This is a genomic window from Enterococcus sp. M-BR2 (assembly GCF_056612775.1).
In genome coordinates, this window is the sequence record NZ_CM152743.1 from 1,225,232 (window position 1) to 1,240,000 (window position 14,769).

12 protein-coding genes, 8 tRNA genes and 2 pseudogenes (1 of these 22 running past the window's edge) are annotated in these 14,769 nt (G+C 37.8%); 4 read left to right on the forward strand and 18 right to left on the reverse strand.

The genetic code is table 11. The features are described from left to right. Window positions 1–19: 19 nt before the first annotated feature. Both AC1F25_RS05940 and ulaG read right to left on the reverse strand, forming a co-directional pair. Complete coding sequence (locus AC1F25_RS05940; protein WP_002309681.1) at window positions 20–481, reverse strand: PTS sugar transporter subunit IIA; 462 nt, start codon at window positions 479–481, stop codon at window positions 20–22. Between the two features lie 17 nt (window positions 482–498). Next, complete coding sequence (gene ulaG, locus AC1F25_RS05945; protein WP_479994331.1) at window positions 499–1,566, reverse strand: L-ascorbate 6-phosphate lactonase; 1,068 nt, start codon at window positions 1,564–1,566, stop codon at window positions 499–501. 217 nt (window positions 1,567–1,783) lie between these two features. Between ulaG and AC1F25_RS05950 the strand changes: the two genes are divergently transcribed. Then, window positions 1,784–2,554 carry a DeoR/GlpR family DNA-binding transcription regulator gene (locus AC1F25_RS05950; protein ID WP_002320561.1) on the forward strand — a complete coding sequence of 257 codons (771 nt, stop codon included), beginning with the start codon at window positions 1,784–1,786 and terminating at the stop codon, window positions 2,552–2,554. Window positions 2,555–2,920: 366 nt separating this feature from the next. Here the strand turns inward: AC1F25_RS05950 and AC1F25_RS05955 are convergent, their stop codons facing one another. From AC1F25_RS05955 to AC1F25_RS05965, 3 genes and pseudogenes are all read right to left on the reverse strand, one after another. Then, a complete protein-coding gene (locus tag AC1F25_RS05955) occupies window positions 2,921–4,171 on the reverse strand; it encodes an IS110 family RNA-guided transposase (protein ID WP_119364931.1) in 1,251 nt (416 codons plus the stop codon). Window positions 4,172–4,564: 393 nt separating this feature from the next. Beyond that, window positions 4,565–4,792 (reverse strand): annotated as a pseudogene (locus tag AC1F25_RS05960) (hypothetical protein); the annotation flags it as partial. A 177-nt stretch (window positions 4,793–4,969) separates the two neighbouring features. Then, complete coding sequence (locus AC1F25_RS05965) at window positions 4,970–6,160, reverse strand: IS256-like element ISLgar5 family transposase (RefSeq protein ID WP_479994059.1); 1,191 nt, start codon at window positions 6,158–6,160, stop codon at window positions 4,970–4,972. Between the two features lie 147 nt (window positions 6,161–6,307). Between AC1F25_RS05965 and AC1F25_RS05970 the strand changes: the two genes are divergently transcribed. From AC1F25_RS05970 to AC1F25_RS05980, 3 genes and pseudogenes are all read left to right on the forward strand, one after another. Further along, entirely contained in the window at window positions 6,308–7,078 is a 771-nt protein-coding gene (locus AC1F25_RS05970; RefSeq protein ID WP_479994332.1) for a MurR/RpiR family transcriptional regulator, read from the forward strand. Between the two features lie 169 nt (window positions 7,079–7,247). Next, entirely contained in the window at window positions 7,248–8,816 is a 1,569-nt protein-coding gene (malX, locus tag AC1F25_RS05975) for a maltose/glucose-specific PTS transporter subunit IIBC (protein WP_151669090.1), read from the forward strand. 11 nt (window positions 8,817–8,827) lie between these two features. Further along, window positions 8,828–9,961, forward strand: a pseudogene (locus AC1F25_RS05980) (MalY/PatB family protein); the annotation flags it as partial. A 93-nt stretch (window positions 9,962–10,054) separates the two neighbouring features. Here the strand turns inward: AC1F25_RS05980 and AC1F25_RS05985 are convergent. From AC1F25_RS05985 to AC1F25_RS06045, 13 genes are all read right to left on the reverse strand, one after another. Continuing rightward, entirely contained in the window at window positions 10,055–10,882 is an 828-nt protein-coding gene (locus AC1F25_RS05985) for a helix-turn-helix domain-containing protein (protein ID WP_073490765.1), read from the reverse strand. A 131-nt stretch (window positions 10,883–11,013) separates the two neighbouring features. Continuing rightward, window positions 11,014–11,523, reverse strand: coding sequence for a kinase (locus AC1F25_RS05990; RefSeq protein WP_065772719.1), 510 nt, complete (start codon window positions 11,521–11,523; stop codon window positions 11,014–11,016). Window positions 11,524–11,618: 95 nt separating this feature from the next. After that, on the reverse strand, window positions 11,619–12,017 hold the full coding sequence (locus AC1F25_RS05995; RefSeq protein WP_002344105.1) for a cytidine deaminase family protein: 399 nt from the start codon (window positions 12,015–12,017) through the stop codon (window positions 11,619–11,621). Between the two features lie 183 nt (window positions 12,018–12,200). Next, the gene (locus AC1F25_RS06000; protein WP_002309692.1) at window positions 12,201–12,461 is read right to left on the reverse strand and encodes a hypothetical protein; all 261 of its coding nucleotides are present in this window, start codon (window positions 12,459–12,461) and stop codon (window positions 12,201–12,203) included. 24 nt (window positions 12,462–12,485) lie between these two features. Beyond that, on the reverse strand, window positions 12,486–13,790 hold the full coding sequence (locus AC1F25_RS06005; RefSeq protein ID WP_151669091.1) for a PTS sugar transporter subunit IIC: 1,305 nt from the start codon (window positions 13,788–13,790) through the stop codon (window positions 12,486–12,488). A gap of 267 nt (window positions 13,791–14,057) precedes the next feature. Continuing rightward, window positions 14,058–14,142: transfer RNA gene (locus tag AC1F25_RS06010), tRNA-Leu, on the reverse strand. Between the two features lie 15 nt (window positions 14,143–14,157). Further along, window positions 14,158–14,229 (reverse strand) — tRNA-Gln (locus AC1F25_RS06015). A gap of 9 nt (window positions 14,230–14,238) precedes the next feature. Continuing rightward, window positions 14,239–14,311, reverse strand: a tRNA-His gene (locus AC1F25_RS06020). A 61-nt stretch (window positions 14,312–14,372) separates the two neighbouring features. Further along, a tRNA-Leu gene (locus AC1F25_RS06025) sits at window positions 14,373–14,457 on the reverse strand. A 20-nt stretch (window positions 14,458–14,477) separates the two neighbouring features. Beyond that, window positions 14,478–14,548 (reverse strand) — tRNA-Cys (locus AC1F25_RS06030). A 45-nt stretch (window positions 14,549–14,593) separates the two neighbouring features. After that, window positions 14,594–14,665 (reverse strand) — tRNA-Gln (locus AC1F25_RS06035). A gap of 11 nt (window positions 14,666–14,676) precedes the next feature. Continuing rightward, window positions 14,677–14,749, reverse strand: a tRNA-His gene (locus AC1F25_RS06040). Between the two features lie 2 nt (window positions 14,750–14,751). Next, window positions 14,752–14,769 (reverse strand) — tRNA-Trp (locus AC1F25_RS06045); it runs 56 nt beyond the window's last position.

The window sequence follows — 14,769 nt, forward strand, 5'->3', positions numbered from 1 at the left end:
CTTTTTTCTCCTCTATCAATTAATTATATTCCGCCATCACAACTTGGTAATCATCGATGGAGTTCGTAGAGATGAGACGCTCAACCAATCCATCTGTCATTAATAATTCGGATAATTTTTGGATATTTTCTAGGTGTTCTTTTGGATCTTTTGCTGCGAGTGTAAAAAACAAACTGGCCGTTTTCTCCTCATTCTCATCTTCGCTTTCAAAACGGACTGGCTGCTTCAACTTGGTAAATGAAATAGCCGTTCCAAAAACTCCCTCGCTTTTTTCTGAAGAATGTGGCATGGCTACTTGAGGTGCAATCACAATATAAGGTCCATATTTTTCTACACAATGAATGATTTCTTCAACATACGTTTGATCAATGATTTTCTTATCAATCAATACACGACAGCTTTCGGCGATAGCTTCACGCCAATTCGTGATTTCTTTATCTGGGTAATGAATCAATTGATAGTCAAAAAAGTATTTCAGCAAGAAACTTCCCTTCTTTCTTATAAAAACGACGGAAACGGTGTATCATTTTCAATCGAGAAGACATCTTCAAATCCGCGATAAAAATTAAACTCAAGATCATCTTTGTTTGTCGGATAGATGAATTTCCCGCCTACTTGCCAGATATAAGGTTTAAACCCATAATGCAAGCGATCCTTTTTGAATTTCCAAATTTCAGTAATCTCTTTAGGATCAGCCATAAAATTAGACCAAATATCGTAGTGGAAAGGAATCACTACTTTTGCATTCAATGACTCCGCCATGCGCAGCATATCAACAGAAGTAACTTTGTCTGTTATCCCTCGTGGGTTTTCACCGTAGGCTCCTAAGCAGACATCGATTTTGTGGTCATTGCCATGTTTGGCAAATAAATTGGAATAATGTGAATCTCCTGCGTGATAAAGATTACCTCCTGATGTTTCAAATAAATAATTTACTGCTATTTGATCCATCTCCTGAGGCATTTTTCCTTTCAATACTTCTTCCGGATCTTCACAAGTAACCAACGCTGTCCGATCAAACGCTTCTAAAGCTACTACATTGATATTTTTGATTTTGACCGCATCACCTGGTTTCACGATAATCGTTTTTTCTTCAGGGATCCCCCATTTTTGCCACGTGTGAACCACTTCTTTTGGTCCAATGAATATTGCTTCAGGACAATTTTGATGCACGGCTGCAGCTGTGTGAATATCTAGATGATCGGAATGGATGTGTGTGACGATTAAAGCGTCTACATTTTTTATTTCAAAAGGATCGATTACGAAAGGCTGAGTCCGTAAGTTAGGCTGCACATTTTGAACACCGCTCATACGCATCATCTGATGCCCTTTTTTCATCATGCCATTTCCATGACTGCGTTTTCCCGTTCCACACCATAAATCACATAAGATATTCGTTCCTTCATGACTTTTCAGCCAAATTCCCGTACAGCCTAGCCACCACATAGCAAAAGTTCCAGGTTCCACTACCTCTGATTCGATTTCCTCGTTCAAATACGTACCCCATTCTGGAAATGTTTCTAATATCCACTTTTCTTTTGTCACTTCATTTACCGTTTTGCTCATTTACTTGTTCCCCCCATATCATTCTTACGACTTACAAGTAAATCTTAATGCGTAACCGCATGCGTGAAAACCCTTTTATATGACTGTTTGTCTTTTATATGATTTTCTTTTAAATATTAATGATTGTTTCAGTATAATAAAGACAGATATGAATATTTAAATGAACAACTAATCAAATAAATCCATGGATCAAGATGTCCTTCAGGAGGCAACAGTCATGAAAAACTCACTTGTCAATATTGAAAAACGGCAAAAAGATATTTTGGAACTACTTCAGCAAACCGAACAATTGTCAACTTTTCAATTAGCTGAATCTCTGGATGTATCTATTAGTACGATACGCAGAGATTTAAATTTATTAGAAGAAAAAAACGAGATCATCCGCAATTACGGTTATTGTTCTTATAATTACAAAAACCAGACTGATTTTGATCAATCTGGTCCTGAAAGGATTAAACAAGCGATTGCCAGAGAAGCTAGTAAATACATTAGCGATTATGATACATTGTTTATTAATTCTAGCTCGACTGCATTGAAAACACTGGATTTTCTTCAATCTAACCATTTGACAGTCGTTACAAACAACGTAAAAATCAACTATTCTCCTCACAAAGATAATTGCAGTTATATTTTAACTGGCGGAGAGATGCGCTTTCCAAAAGAAGCACTGGTGGGCGATATCGCATTAAATACGATTTCTTCAATCAATGCAGACATTTGTATCATTGGTTGCAGCGGAGTCGATGTCGCACATGGGGTCACAACGAAAATATTGAATGAATCAACAATCAACGAAATGATGATCAACCAGACAATCAAATGTAAGATTCTAGTTGCTGATCATCGAAAAATCGGACTGACATCAAAATTCAAGATTGCTGATATTTCAGTCTTTGATTATTTGATCACTGATAAATTTTGCTCTGAAAAAGTATTAGACAAAATCAAGAATATGGGGACAAAAATCATCCAAGTAGATTCATTTTAAGAATTATGTTGGTTTGCGTAAAAAACTCTACTACATTCAAAATTACCATTTGAACATAGCAGAGACTTCTTAAAACGATAAAATGGATGAACAATCAAAATTTGATTTAATCATCCATTTTACTAACTATTTTCTCCACATCCAAAGTTCCGTATTCTTCCTTAGATATTACGAAAACAGGTATTTCAGGGAACTGACTTTCTATTTTATCTTTTGCATATCCAAGTAAAGTCTAATGGTAATAAGTCAAGATAAAAATGAAACATAGTTTTATTGAGTCACCTGTTTTGAAGCGCACTTAACTAGACCCGACCAAAATCAAAATTTTTTCGGGTCATTTCAAGGATTTGCGTCAATAACAAAGTGTTATTTATCTATCACGCTCCTTGGGGGCGTGTAGAGTTGATGGTTACGTAGTAGCGTATCCACCAGACGCGTAAATTTTCTTGCGGTTAAGACGAGAGCTCGTTTGTGTTGATGTTTTGGAACCTCTTTATATTTGCTTTGATAAAAAGCTTTATATTCGGGAAGATAATTTTTTACAGAGTTGGCAGCTTCAACTAAGTAATAACGGAAATATCGATTCCCTTGTTTTGTCAGAGGCGTGTTTTGTGACTGATAGTTCCCGGATTGTTTGACTTTCCAGCTTAATCCAGCATATTTTGCTAATTTCGTCTGATCTTCAAATCTTTCGATTTGACCGATTTCAGCGATCAATCCAGCGGCGTAGACTTTACCAACGCCTGGAATACTGGTTAAGCATTGGTATTCTGGAATAACAACCACTAATTGTTCGATTGCTTTATCTAGTTCTTTGATGTTCTTTTCAAGAGCCCGTATTTCGCAGACAAGAACACCCAGAACAATATCAATAGACTCTTGGGCTACAGATCCTAAGCGATAGCTTGATCTGATAGCTCGTTGAATCGCCTTGGCAATTTTTTCTGGTTGCTTGAACCGACCTCTTCCTTTTTCTTGAAGTAAGTCACAGAAGGCTTCCAAAGGAAGCTCAGCTAACTCATCGAGGGTGAAGTCTTCTGTCATAAGGGAAATGACTGTGGCACTAAAAAGACTTGTCGATTCGTCTCGCATTTCTCGAGCAAGCGTATTGCATTTGTACGTTAGATTTTCCAGAAAATGTTGTTTTGTACGAGTTAATTGCTTAATGAGTTGATAGCGAGTACGAGTTAAACGCTGTAAAGCCATGTATTTCTCTTCTTTGATAGGGGAAGTTGTGAATCGTTGGATACGCAAAAAGTCAGCAATTCTTAATGCATCGTTTCGATCAGTTTTATCCTCATCAAACATGCGACTGAACTGTTTAATCCGAAAAGGATTTTCAATCGTTACAAGTGTATTGAGTTTCTTCAGCTCCTCATCTTCGTGAAAAAACATGGAAGGGTGAAAGCTGTACATGGACGTTGATTCCATACCAATCACAATCTGATTAAAGTGATAATTCTCATTGAACTCAAGAATCATATCTCGTATGGATGTGGCACCCTCAATATCATTGGTAACAGGGATTTCAGACAATATAGAGAGTTGATCATCGTCAGTTAGAAAACAAACATCTAATTTTTCAGAGCTAACGTCAATACCGACAAATAATTTCATGGAAGAAGGACCTCCTTTCATTTTAAATTTTGGAAAATGCTTCGATACTGTGGGATTCCCCAGAAACTCACTGTATAGCCACAACCTCGCCTAATAGAATACGGTGATAAAAGAGCTAGAAGCTGCCTTCCAACTACTATTTGAAAGTCTAGTCCATTATCGAAACAGCTAATGAGTTGGTAGTGATAACAGTGGCACGGGTAACAGACTTTACAAGGTAGACAAAACTACAGGGGTGAGTAGCAAATTCCCGTTGGATCCTTTCCATACATCCATTGTACTCTGAGAAATCACACAATATCGAAACAAATTCCGGAAGGAATGTGTTATTCAATAAATTTTATGATTTATAGACACCTTGAAAGAAAACTGTTAGACAAAATATATTTTACGAGGAGTGAGCAATAAGATGTCTGCTCTCTTTGCTTCTTTGTCTATTTGGCTAGAATCATATACTTTGACTGACACATTTTTTTGCTCTTTTTGAAAGAAATGTGTCAATTTTCTTTCTAAACGTTGCGTTTGCAAAAGTCCATCAGAAGAAATCAAACTGAATGTCATATCGAAAAGAAAGATTTTCTTTGGACTTTGTTCAGCAATCTTGGGCTTGTTAAGATTCATTGGTTATCTTCCTCTCTTTTGTCTTTAGATCATCCCAGTATTTTAACTAACTTTTATTATATATACATTTTTATGAAAGCGCTATATAATAAGTTAGATTATTATCTAAACTCAACAGAGATATTTGGGAGCGTCAATAATTTTGTGTAAATGGTTCCTCCCTACTGTAGATTGTTTCTAATTCTCAATCAGTTGGCTTAGCATTTGTTCAAGTTCGCCTTCGGCCTGTTGAAAGCCTTTATGACTGCGACCTAGGAATTTTTGGTTGTAAGTATCAAAAGACGAGACTAAGAAACGTTCCATCGACTCTTCGTTTTGGAACTGTTCCTTGCGGTGGCTGTATTTCTTGATTTGCTTATTAAAGGATTCAATCAAGTTCGTAGAATAAATACTCTTGCGTATGGCCAAGGGGAAATCAAAGAAAGTGAGCAAGTGATCGTTCGAAAGAATCGATTCAACCACTTTTGGATAGCTGGTTTTCCATTTTTTCGCAAAAGCACCACGTGCTTCCAACGCCACCTCTTTAGACGAGGCTTGATACACCATTTTAAAATCATCACAGACTTCCTTACGATTATTGACACGCACTTTGTGACTGATATTACGGGAAACTTGTACACAACAATGTTGAAAACGAGCTTTGGGATAGAACCGACTAATCGCTCCTACCATCCCCTTTAAGCCATCCGTGATGAACAGGAGGACGTTTTTCAAACCGCGCTCTTGAAGGTCCAATAAAATTTCCTCCCAAATCGTGATGGATTCAGTCGGTGCAATCGCATAGCTCAATACTTCCTTTGATCCGTCCGGGCGAATGCCAACTGCGATATGAATAGCTTCCTTGGCGACGGTTTTCCGCTTTAACGGAATATACGTTGCGTCCATATAAATAGCAGCATAACGGTCATGAAGCTCCCGCCCTTTAAACGCCGTTACCTCTTCTGTAAATGATTTTGTTATATTGGACATGGTTTGGGGCGTGTAGTGATGCCCATACATTTTCTCAATCAAGTCTGCGATTTCCGACATGGTAATACCTTTTCGGAAGAGGTGAATGACGGTCTCCTCTAAGGTATCATTCGTCCGTCTATAAGCGGGAACAGTCTGTTGCTTGAACTCGCCGTTGCGGTCGCGCGGAATCTGGAGATGAAGTTCCCCGTACTCGGTCTTGACCGTACGGTCATAGGAGCCGTTACGAGAATTACCCGTGTTAAAACCAATGCGATCGTACTTTTCGTAATCGAGGAAAGCCGTTAACTCCGTTTTGAGAAGCGTATTGACAGCTTTTTCCAAATGGACACGGAATAATTCATTCAAATCGCCTTTGTTCGCTAGAGTCTTTAGAATTTCTGTAGTAAAATCGTTCATATGGAAGTCCTCTTTTCTGTGAATGTGTTGTGGTAACTCTATTCTACAGAAGGGACTTCCTTTTTTCTATTTACACAAAATATTTTACACTCTCAGATATTTGTTTACGAATACTATTTTTGTTAGATATTGAAAGGAGTACCGTCCATGTTAAGCAATAGTTTGATTGCTTTACTAGAAAAGAAGCGTTCCTCGTTAAGTAAAATCGAAAATGAAATATTGGATTATATATTCCTCCATTTGTCCGATATTGGAACAAAAACGATTTATGAAGTATCTGATGATTTATTTGTCTCAACTGCTACTATCTCCCGAACGGCTAAACATTTAGGCTATCAAGGTTTTAAAGAGTTGAAATACGCCATCGATCAATCCATCCATGTAGAGGAACAGGAAGGAAATAGCCGAAGCTTTCAAACAATCACGAACCAAATCACTTCAAATGTCACAGAGACGTTCCATCAAATGAGCGAAGAAAAGGCCAAACAAATGATGACATTGATCTATCAATCGAATACTATCGAAGTTTTTGGATTAGGAGGAAGCTTCCCTATTTGTACAGATTTTGCTCGAAAACTGACTTTTTTAGGAAAAAAAGCATTTGCTCGTTCAGATTGGGATGAACAAGAAGCAGCTGTAAGTAATTTGAAACAGGAAGACTTAGCCATTTTCGTCAGTTTCACAGGAGAAACAAAAGGTATCCTCTCCTATTCCCAGATTGCTCAAAGACAACAAGTCCCTATCATCAGCATTATTTCAACCAAGGGAAGTAACTTGGAAAAATTATCGACGATTTCCTTATATGCAAAGGGAACGACTCGCTATCACCACAGTGTCGATTTAAGTTCAAGAATTTCTGTGATTTGTTTATTTGATACAGTACTCTTGATGTATGCAGACCAAATGAAAAACAATTAGCTATAATTTGTTGCTATTTCTAGTGAAACATCTTACTCAATCATGTATGAGGATACAGAATATCTGTCTCCTCTTTTTTATTTCCTTTAGTTAGCTATAATAAACCTATCAATGAAAGCGAAATCATTTTTTAAAAATCTTAAAACTACTAAGAGATGGAGGAAGAAAAATGAATACAAAGAAAAAGAAATCAACCTTTTGGGAGTTCTTTCAAGGGTTGGGAAAGACTTTTATGTTGCCGGTTGCTTTGTTGGCTTTCATGGGTATTCTTTTAGGGTTAGGTAGTTCATTTTCCAGTGAATCAATGATTCAGACTTTACCGTTTTTAGAATATCCAGCAGTTAAAGCAGTGTTCCAATTCATGTCTGCTATTGGCGGTTTTGCCTTTACCTACTTGCCAGTCATGTTTGCCATGGCCATTCCATTAGGATTAGTTCGTAAGGAAAAAGGTGTGGCCGCTTTCTCTGGATTCGTCGGTTACACTGTCATGAATTTAGCCATCAACTTTTACTTAGTCCTGACAAATCGTTTAGTTGATGCCGACCACTTGCGAGAAGCTGGACAAGGAATGGTTTTTGGTATCCAGACGATCGAAATGGGTGTTCTTGGAGGGATCATTGCTGGAATCATCGTTTATAAGTTGCATAACAGGTTTTATACTGTTCAGTTACCAGATAGTTTCGCCTTCTTCTCAGGGGCTCGTTTTGTACCGATTATCACTTCTCTAGTTTTAGGGTTTGTTGGTTTGATCATCCCCTTGATTTGGCCTTTATTCGCTATGGTCATTATGGCTATCGGCCAGCTAATCCAACGTTCAGGAATATTTGGTCCCTTCTTATTCGGTTCAGGGGAACGACTGCTTCTTCCATTCGGGCTTCACCATATTCTAGTTTCGATGATACGCTTTACTGAAGCTGGTGGTTCGGCGATCATTGATGGGAAAGAAGTATTTGGTGCACTGAATATCTTTTATGCAGAATTGCAAAACAATTTGCCTATTTCGCCAAGTGCAACTGCCTTTTTATCACAGGGAAAAATGCCTACATTTATTTTTGGACTGCCTGCAGCAGCATTAGCTATGTATCGTACCGCTGCACCACAAAATCGACATAAAATCAAAGGATTGTTGATTTCAGGTGTGATTGCGACAGCTGTGACCGGAATCACAGAACCAATCGAATTTTTATTTTTATTCATTAGTCCGCTATTATGGCTCTTCCATGTCGTCATGACTGGTCTAGGTTTTATGGTCATGGCATTATTAGGTGTCGTAATCGGGAATACAGATGGTGGAATCTTAGATTTTGTGATTTTTGGTCTACTCCAAGGTAATGACACAAAATGGTGGTGGGTATTAATAATCGGTGCTTTGTGGTTCGGTATTTACTATATTGTCTTCAAAACAGTAATCATAAAATTGGATTTAAAAACACCTGGGCGTGACAAGACAGTGGATGAAACAGAATATACCGATCAAGAAGTGAACTTTCATAAAACAGGCGGATACGATGCAAAAGGAATTTTAGCAGCACTTGGTGGTCAAGAAAACATCCAATCTTTAGATAATTGTATTACACGTTTACGTTTAGTTTTAGCAGATGCAGATATCGTAGATGATGAAAAGTTAAAACAACTAGGAGCATTAGGTGTGGTCCATCTCGATCATCAAAACGTCCAAGTGATTATCGGAACGAAAGCCACAACTGTTCGCAATCAGCTTGATACGATTTTAGGATAAAAAGATAGAAGGTGAAATTTGTGGCATTTGATACCGCTATAAATAGAAAAGGAACGTACTGTACACAGTGGGACTACGTTGAAGACCGATTTGGCGAAGCTGATTTACTCCCTTTTACGATTTCTGATACAGATTTTATGGTCCCCGAAGAAGTACTTGATACTTTGAAAGAAAGAATGAACCACCCAGTATTTGGCTATACCCGCTGGAATCATCATGAATTAAAAGAAGCAATTAAACAGTGGTATCAATCCCGTTTTGACACACTACTGGAAGAAGAATGGATCATGTACACTCCAACAGTTATCTATGCAGTATCTACCCTTATTCAAATGCTTACTAAAAAAGGGGAAGGAGTGGTTTTACAAACGCCAGCTTATGATGCTTTTTTTAAAGTCATCCAAGACAATGACCGACTTCTAGTCGATAATCCTTTAATCTATGAAGAAAATCAGTACCGGATCGATTTTACGGATTTAGAAGAGAAATTAGCCAGGCCAGAAAACAAAGTACTACTTCTCTGCTCTCCCCACAATCCAACCGGTAGAGTATGGAAACAATGGGAATTAGAAAAAATCGTGGCATCGTGCCGTCAGTATTCTATATTTTTATTATCTGATGAGATACACATGGACATTTTAGGACGAGGACAAACGCATATACCTATCACACGCTTCAATTATGAACAAGTGGCGATTGTCACCAGCGGTACAAAAACATTTAACTTCCCTGGATTGACATTTGCCTATACGTTGATACCGAATCTTGGGTTACGTGAGCATTTTCAAAGGAAGTTAAAAAATGCGGATGGGTTATCTTCTACCAATATTTTCGGTATGTTAGCGACAATGAGTGCCTATCGGTATTGCAGTCATTGGGTAGATGAACTGAATCATTATCTTGAAAGCAATCAGCGGTATGTAAAAGCATTTATCCAGGAAAAACTGCCAGATGTAAAAGTCGTCGATCTTGAAGCAACCTATTTGATGTGGCTGGATATATCCAAAGCTGTATCAGATATCCCTCTTTTAAGAGAGAAGCTGATTTCTATAGGCAAAGTGGCGATTATGGATGGATCGATTTACGGCGGAAATGGTCATCAATTTTTACGATTGAATATCGGCTGTCCGAAATCGAAATTAAACCATAATAAAGGAGATGTGACAAAAATTTTTGTCACATCTCCTTTTTTCGAATATACGATGTTCTTAAAGTTGAACACTTCTGTCAAGATCTCTTTATTTAAGGTCGTTTTCGATCACTTTCACCGCGTGATCATTCCCGTTGAAACATGCTACTTTTTTGGCATCCATATATCTTTCTAAATAATCGTCTTCTCCTAGTTGCTTATGGCAAAAAGCAATTTCATAAAGCAAGTATTCCAATGCATGGGTTGATTTATGTTTCTTATTGTATCCAATCCCCTTCTCGCACAACTGGATTGCTTTTTCATAGTTCTCGATTTTGCTGTAATAGGTGGCGATATTATAATATACGATACAGACCATCAGATTATCAAAATCAGTATCATTCAAGATTTTAAGCGTACGTTCCACATACACTTTTGCAAAGTCTAGTTCTCCTTTTGCCAAGTAGATCATTGCCACATTTGCAGCTGCTTGTAAGTGATGGATATCTGTTTCGGTCGTTTGTTCCAACACTTGATTGAAATAAAACAATGCTGCATCTTCTTTTTTTGCATAAAGATGATCAAGCAGTCCTTGATAAAACAAGATTTGGTTTAAAAGATCAGAATTGCTTACTTTTTTCTGATCAATCGTTTGTAAAATTTCATAAGATTCTTTGTACTTCGATACAGCATTCAACGATTGAATCTCACTTAATTTTTTTCTGATCTTGTCTTCTTCTGTTTCCACTAATATATCGGAGATCTCGACATTCAACTTTTTGCAAAGCGCACTTAGGATGTTGATACCTGGTGACATATTCTTGTTTTCGATATTGCTGACAGTTGCCTGTTCGCAAATACCTTCTGCTAATTGTACTTGTGTTAACCCCTTTTTCTTTCGGTATTCTTTCAGTAATGCTCCATCTACTTTTATCAAAACAATTTCCTTCCCTTTAAAAAATTATTTCTCCTTTATATCATACACAAAAAAAAGTTCTAAACAACCATAATTGTTTAGAACAGAATAAAAATTTTAATTTTTATCACCAATTATTTCTTGATAAAAAATCAACTGTCTACCTGCAGATCAATCTCCTGAAGTATTTTCTCTATCATTTCTTGTTGACTTAATTCGGCAGTCAGTATCTTCTCATTAGGCAATCCAAGTATATCATGCTCCAACCACCAATCCGCCATTTGTTCTGCACCAAATTCTTTTGACATCTTTCTCTGGCTGTGACGTCTCAGCGTTTCTTCAAAAGAAAGATCGTAATAATAAGCAAATACATTTCCTTGAAAGCTCTCATACAGGTCCATAAGCATCGCTTTGTAGATTTTTGCACTCATGATCCCCTCGACAAGGACTAAATCAAATCTGTCTTTTCCAAATTCTGCCAACTGACGGATCAAATCTGGTGTAGGATTTCCTACTTTATCTTTGACATTCAACATTTCTCTTCTCACTTCATCTTGAGAGATTCGCATCACCTTCCCCATAGGAAAATGATTTTGAATAGCTTTAGCTGTCGTTGTTTTCCCACTTGCTGAATTTCCTCTTAATATGACTAGCTTCCCCATGACACTGCATCTCCTTGTATACCAATAATCATTCATCCAACATCATTAATCCTTCTGTTGATTGAAAATAAAAAGAGAATCTGTTTGTATAAAAATCATTCTGATCTGTGGTAAGCATATGGAATGAGATCCGTAATTTTGATTTTTTTAGCCCCCTCTTCTGTTGAGACAATGATTTCACAAGCAGGTGCATACTCCAATATAAACTGTCGGCAATTCCCACATGGAGAATAGATCATGTCAGAATGATCTCCACCCACAGCTACGATACACTCAAAATCACGTTCACCACGACTGATTGCTGTCCCTAACGCAATGATTTCTGCACATGCCCCATGATTCGAATAAACATTCACACCAGTATACACATTACCATTTGTGCAACGTACTGCAGCTCCTACTGTATGATTGAAAGACACCAAATCAATATTTGATTTAATGACTTCGGTTGCAGCATCCACTAATTCTAAATCCATTGTTGATAAATCGCTCATTTTTATCTCCTTTTTTCTGCCAAATCGGTTAAAGCAATCATAATCTTTATATAAAAAAACATCAATGGCAGAACGGAAAGAAAAGAAACGACTCAGTTAGTATGTGGACTATTGTTCTTGGTACAACGGTAAAAAAGCAAGCTTGCATTTACAAGCCTGCTTTTGGAACATTTAAAGCTTCGATCAAAGCTTCGATGTGACAAACCACCTATGCTGCTCGATCATAAAATTGATAGCAAAAATTCCACAAAGTATATATGTACCCCATGATAATAAAACATTCATCTGCGGTAAAATGATCTTTGGAAGAATCACAATCAAAAATGATGCCAGAGCCCAAACCCAACGATTGATGTGAACGTGACGCATAGCCAGCATATTCAACATAAGTTGGCTTATCGTTAATAAAAAGATAAAAACAAAAAATAAAATCAGCCAATACATTGTTTTCCACCTCTGAAATCAGACTTAAGCAGTTTGTATTTCGTTATCTCCATTATTATTTTGTTCATCTGACAACATCTTTTTATCATAAGCTTTTACAAATGGATAATAGATGATAAATGCTATCAGTGTATTGATCACAATCAAAACAACCACACGCCAGTCATTTCCTGCTGAAAGGTAGCCGCCGATTGGTGCTGGTAATGTCCATGTTGGCAACACAGTAAATCCATTGACCATTTCTAATTTGACTGCAAAATAGCTGACAATAGTCAAAACTAAAGGAACTAAGTTGAATGGAATGAACATGTAAGGATTCAACATCATAGGAGCTCCAAAAATCATCGGCTCATTGATATTGAAGATACCAGGAATAATGGAAAAACGACCAACTTCTTTTAAGAATTTTGATTTACAAAAGAATAAAAACAAAACTGATACCACAATCGTGGCTCCTGCACCGCCAATCGTAACTGTCCATTGATAAAACTGTTCAGGACCGATATAAGGCAATTTGGTAGCAGCTGTACCATCTGCTAACGCCTTCGCATTCTCATCCAACATAATCAGCCACATTGGACGAACAACAGCTCCTACGATACTCATGCCATGGATCCCAAATGACCACAACAAATGGATCAAAAACATCGGTAATAAAACACCAAGCAGATTATTCCCTAAAATATTGGTTAAGGGCTCGAATAACGATAATAAGGCAGCGTTTACATCGAAACCCGCGACGCTTCGAATCAACCAAGTCGTTGTTAAAATCACTGCACCAGGAATCAATGCCTCAAAACTACGGGCCACAGCAGGTGGTACTTGTTCTGGCATTTTGATAGTAATATTACGCTTTTTAAAGAAACGATACACTTCCACTGCAAAAATCATGGATAGGATCCCGGCAAACATCCCAGATGCTCCTAAAGAACTCATCGGTAAGACCCAGCCAAGAGGTGCCTCTTCAGGTGTTAAAACGTTTACAGGAACTTGTAACATAAAGAACGTCCCTAGTGATAATATACCACCCGTCACACTATCCAACCCATATGATTTAGCTAGATCCGAACCCATAACAAAAGTTGCGTAAATAGCCATTAATCCCATCGTAATCCTGAAAGGTAAAACGATTGTTGCCGAATAAGGGGCAATAAATTCATTCCACCCAGGAAACGGTAAATTGATGAAAACCATAAAAAATGTACCAATCAAAATCAATGACAGTGTTGAAACAACCCCATTACGAATTGCCAACAAATGTCGCTGTGTACCAATTTTTGCCATTGGTGGGACAAGTTTTTCCTCAACCCATTTCATCAGCTTTTCCACTAAAACCACTCCTTTTCAATAAAATAGAGACCATTCACTGCATAATGAAGCAAAGAATGTTCATAATTAATTATATAATTATGAAATTTTATTTCAATATATTTTAGTAGAAAATATTATTATTTTTTAATACAGGTTCTTTTTTATATACAAAAAAATTTTTCAAACCTAATAAACTTTACTGTTCCTATACTGATCTATGGGTTTATAAAATAGTATTTAAATAAAATAAAAAACCTTGAAATTTAATTTCAAGGTTTTTCGTAATACCGGCGGCCGGGGTCGAACCGGCACGTCCTCAACGGACACTGGATTTTGAGTCCAGCGCGTCTGCCAATTCCGCCACGCCGGCAAATTAAAAGAATAACTGGGGTAGCTGGATTCGAACCAACGCATGAGGGAGTCAAAGTCCCTTGCCTTACCGCTTGGCTATACCCCAAGAATAAAGGGCGAATGATGGGAATCGAACCCACGAATGCCGGAGCCACAATCCGGTGCGTTAACCACTTCGCCACATTCGCCATCATAAAAGATGTTATTTAATTTCTCAATAAAAAACTAAGATGAAGACATCTTAGTCAATACCGGCGGCCGGGGTCGAACCGGCACGCCCTCAACGGGCACTGGATTTTGAGTCCAGCGCGTCTGCCAATTCCGCCACGCCGGCAAGTTGATTTATTAGTACTAAGGCGGTAACCGGATTTGAACCGGTGATGAAGGTTTTGCAGACCTCTGCCTTACCACTTGGCTATACCGCCATTATACTATTATCAATCTATAAAATAAAGAATAAATTATAGAAACTGGGGTAGCTGGATTCGAACCAACGCATGAGGGAGTCAAAGTCCCTTGCCTTACCGCTTGGCTATACCCCAAGAATAAAAAAGGCGAATGATGGGAATCGAACCCACGAATGCCGGAGCCACAATCCGGTGCGTTAACCACTTCGCCACATTCGCCATGGCAGGGGCAGCAGGAA

Bases quoted from the DNA above. Each gene is read 5' to 3' on its own strand.
- AC1F25_RS05970 (WP_479994332.1), top strand. From the start codon at position 6,308: ATGTTAAGCAATAGTTTGATTGCTTTACTAGAAAAGAAGCGTTCCTCG.
- malX (WP_151669090.1), top strand. From the start codon at position 7,248: ATGAATACAAAGAAAAAGAAATCAACCTTTTGGGAGTTCTTTCAAGGG.
- ulaG (WP_479994331.1), bottom strand. From the start codon at position 1,566: ATGAGCAAAACGGTAAATGAAGTGACAAAAGAAAAGTGGATATTAGAA.
- AC1F25_RS06000 (WP_002309692.1), bottom strand. From the start codon at position 12,461: ATGTATTGGCTGATTTTATTTTTTGTTTTTATCTTTTTATTAACGATA.
- AC1F25_RS05965 (WP_479994059.1), bottom strand. From the start codon at position 6,160: ATGAACGATTTTACTACAGAAATTCTAAAGACTCTAGCGAACAAAGGC.
- AC1F25_RS05950 (WP_002320561.1), top strand. From the start codon at position 1,784: ATGAAAAACTCACTTGTCAATATTGAAAAACGGCAAAAAGATATTTTG.
- AC1F25_RS05995 (WP_002344105.1), bottom strand. From the start codon at position 12,017: ATGAGCGATTTATCAACAATGGATTTAGAATTAGTGGATGCTGCAACC.
- AC1F25_RS05955 (WP_119364931.1), bottom strand. From the start codon at position 4,171: ATGAAATTATTTGTCGGTATTGACGTTAGCTCTGAAAAATTAGATGTT.
- AC1F25_RS05990 (WP_065772719.1), bottom strand. From the start codon at position 11,523: ATGGGGAAGCTAGTCATATTAAGAGGAAATTCAGCAAGTGGGAAAACA.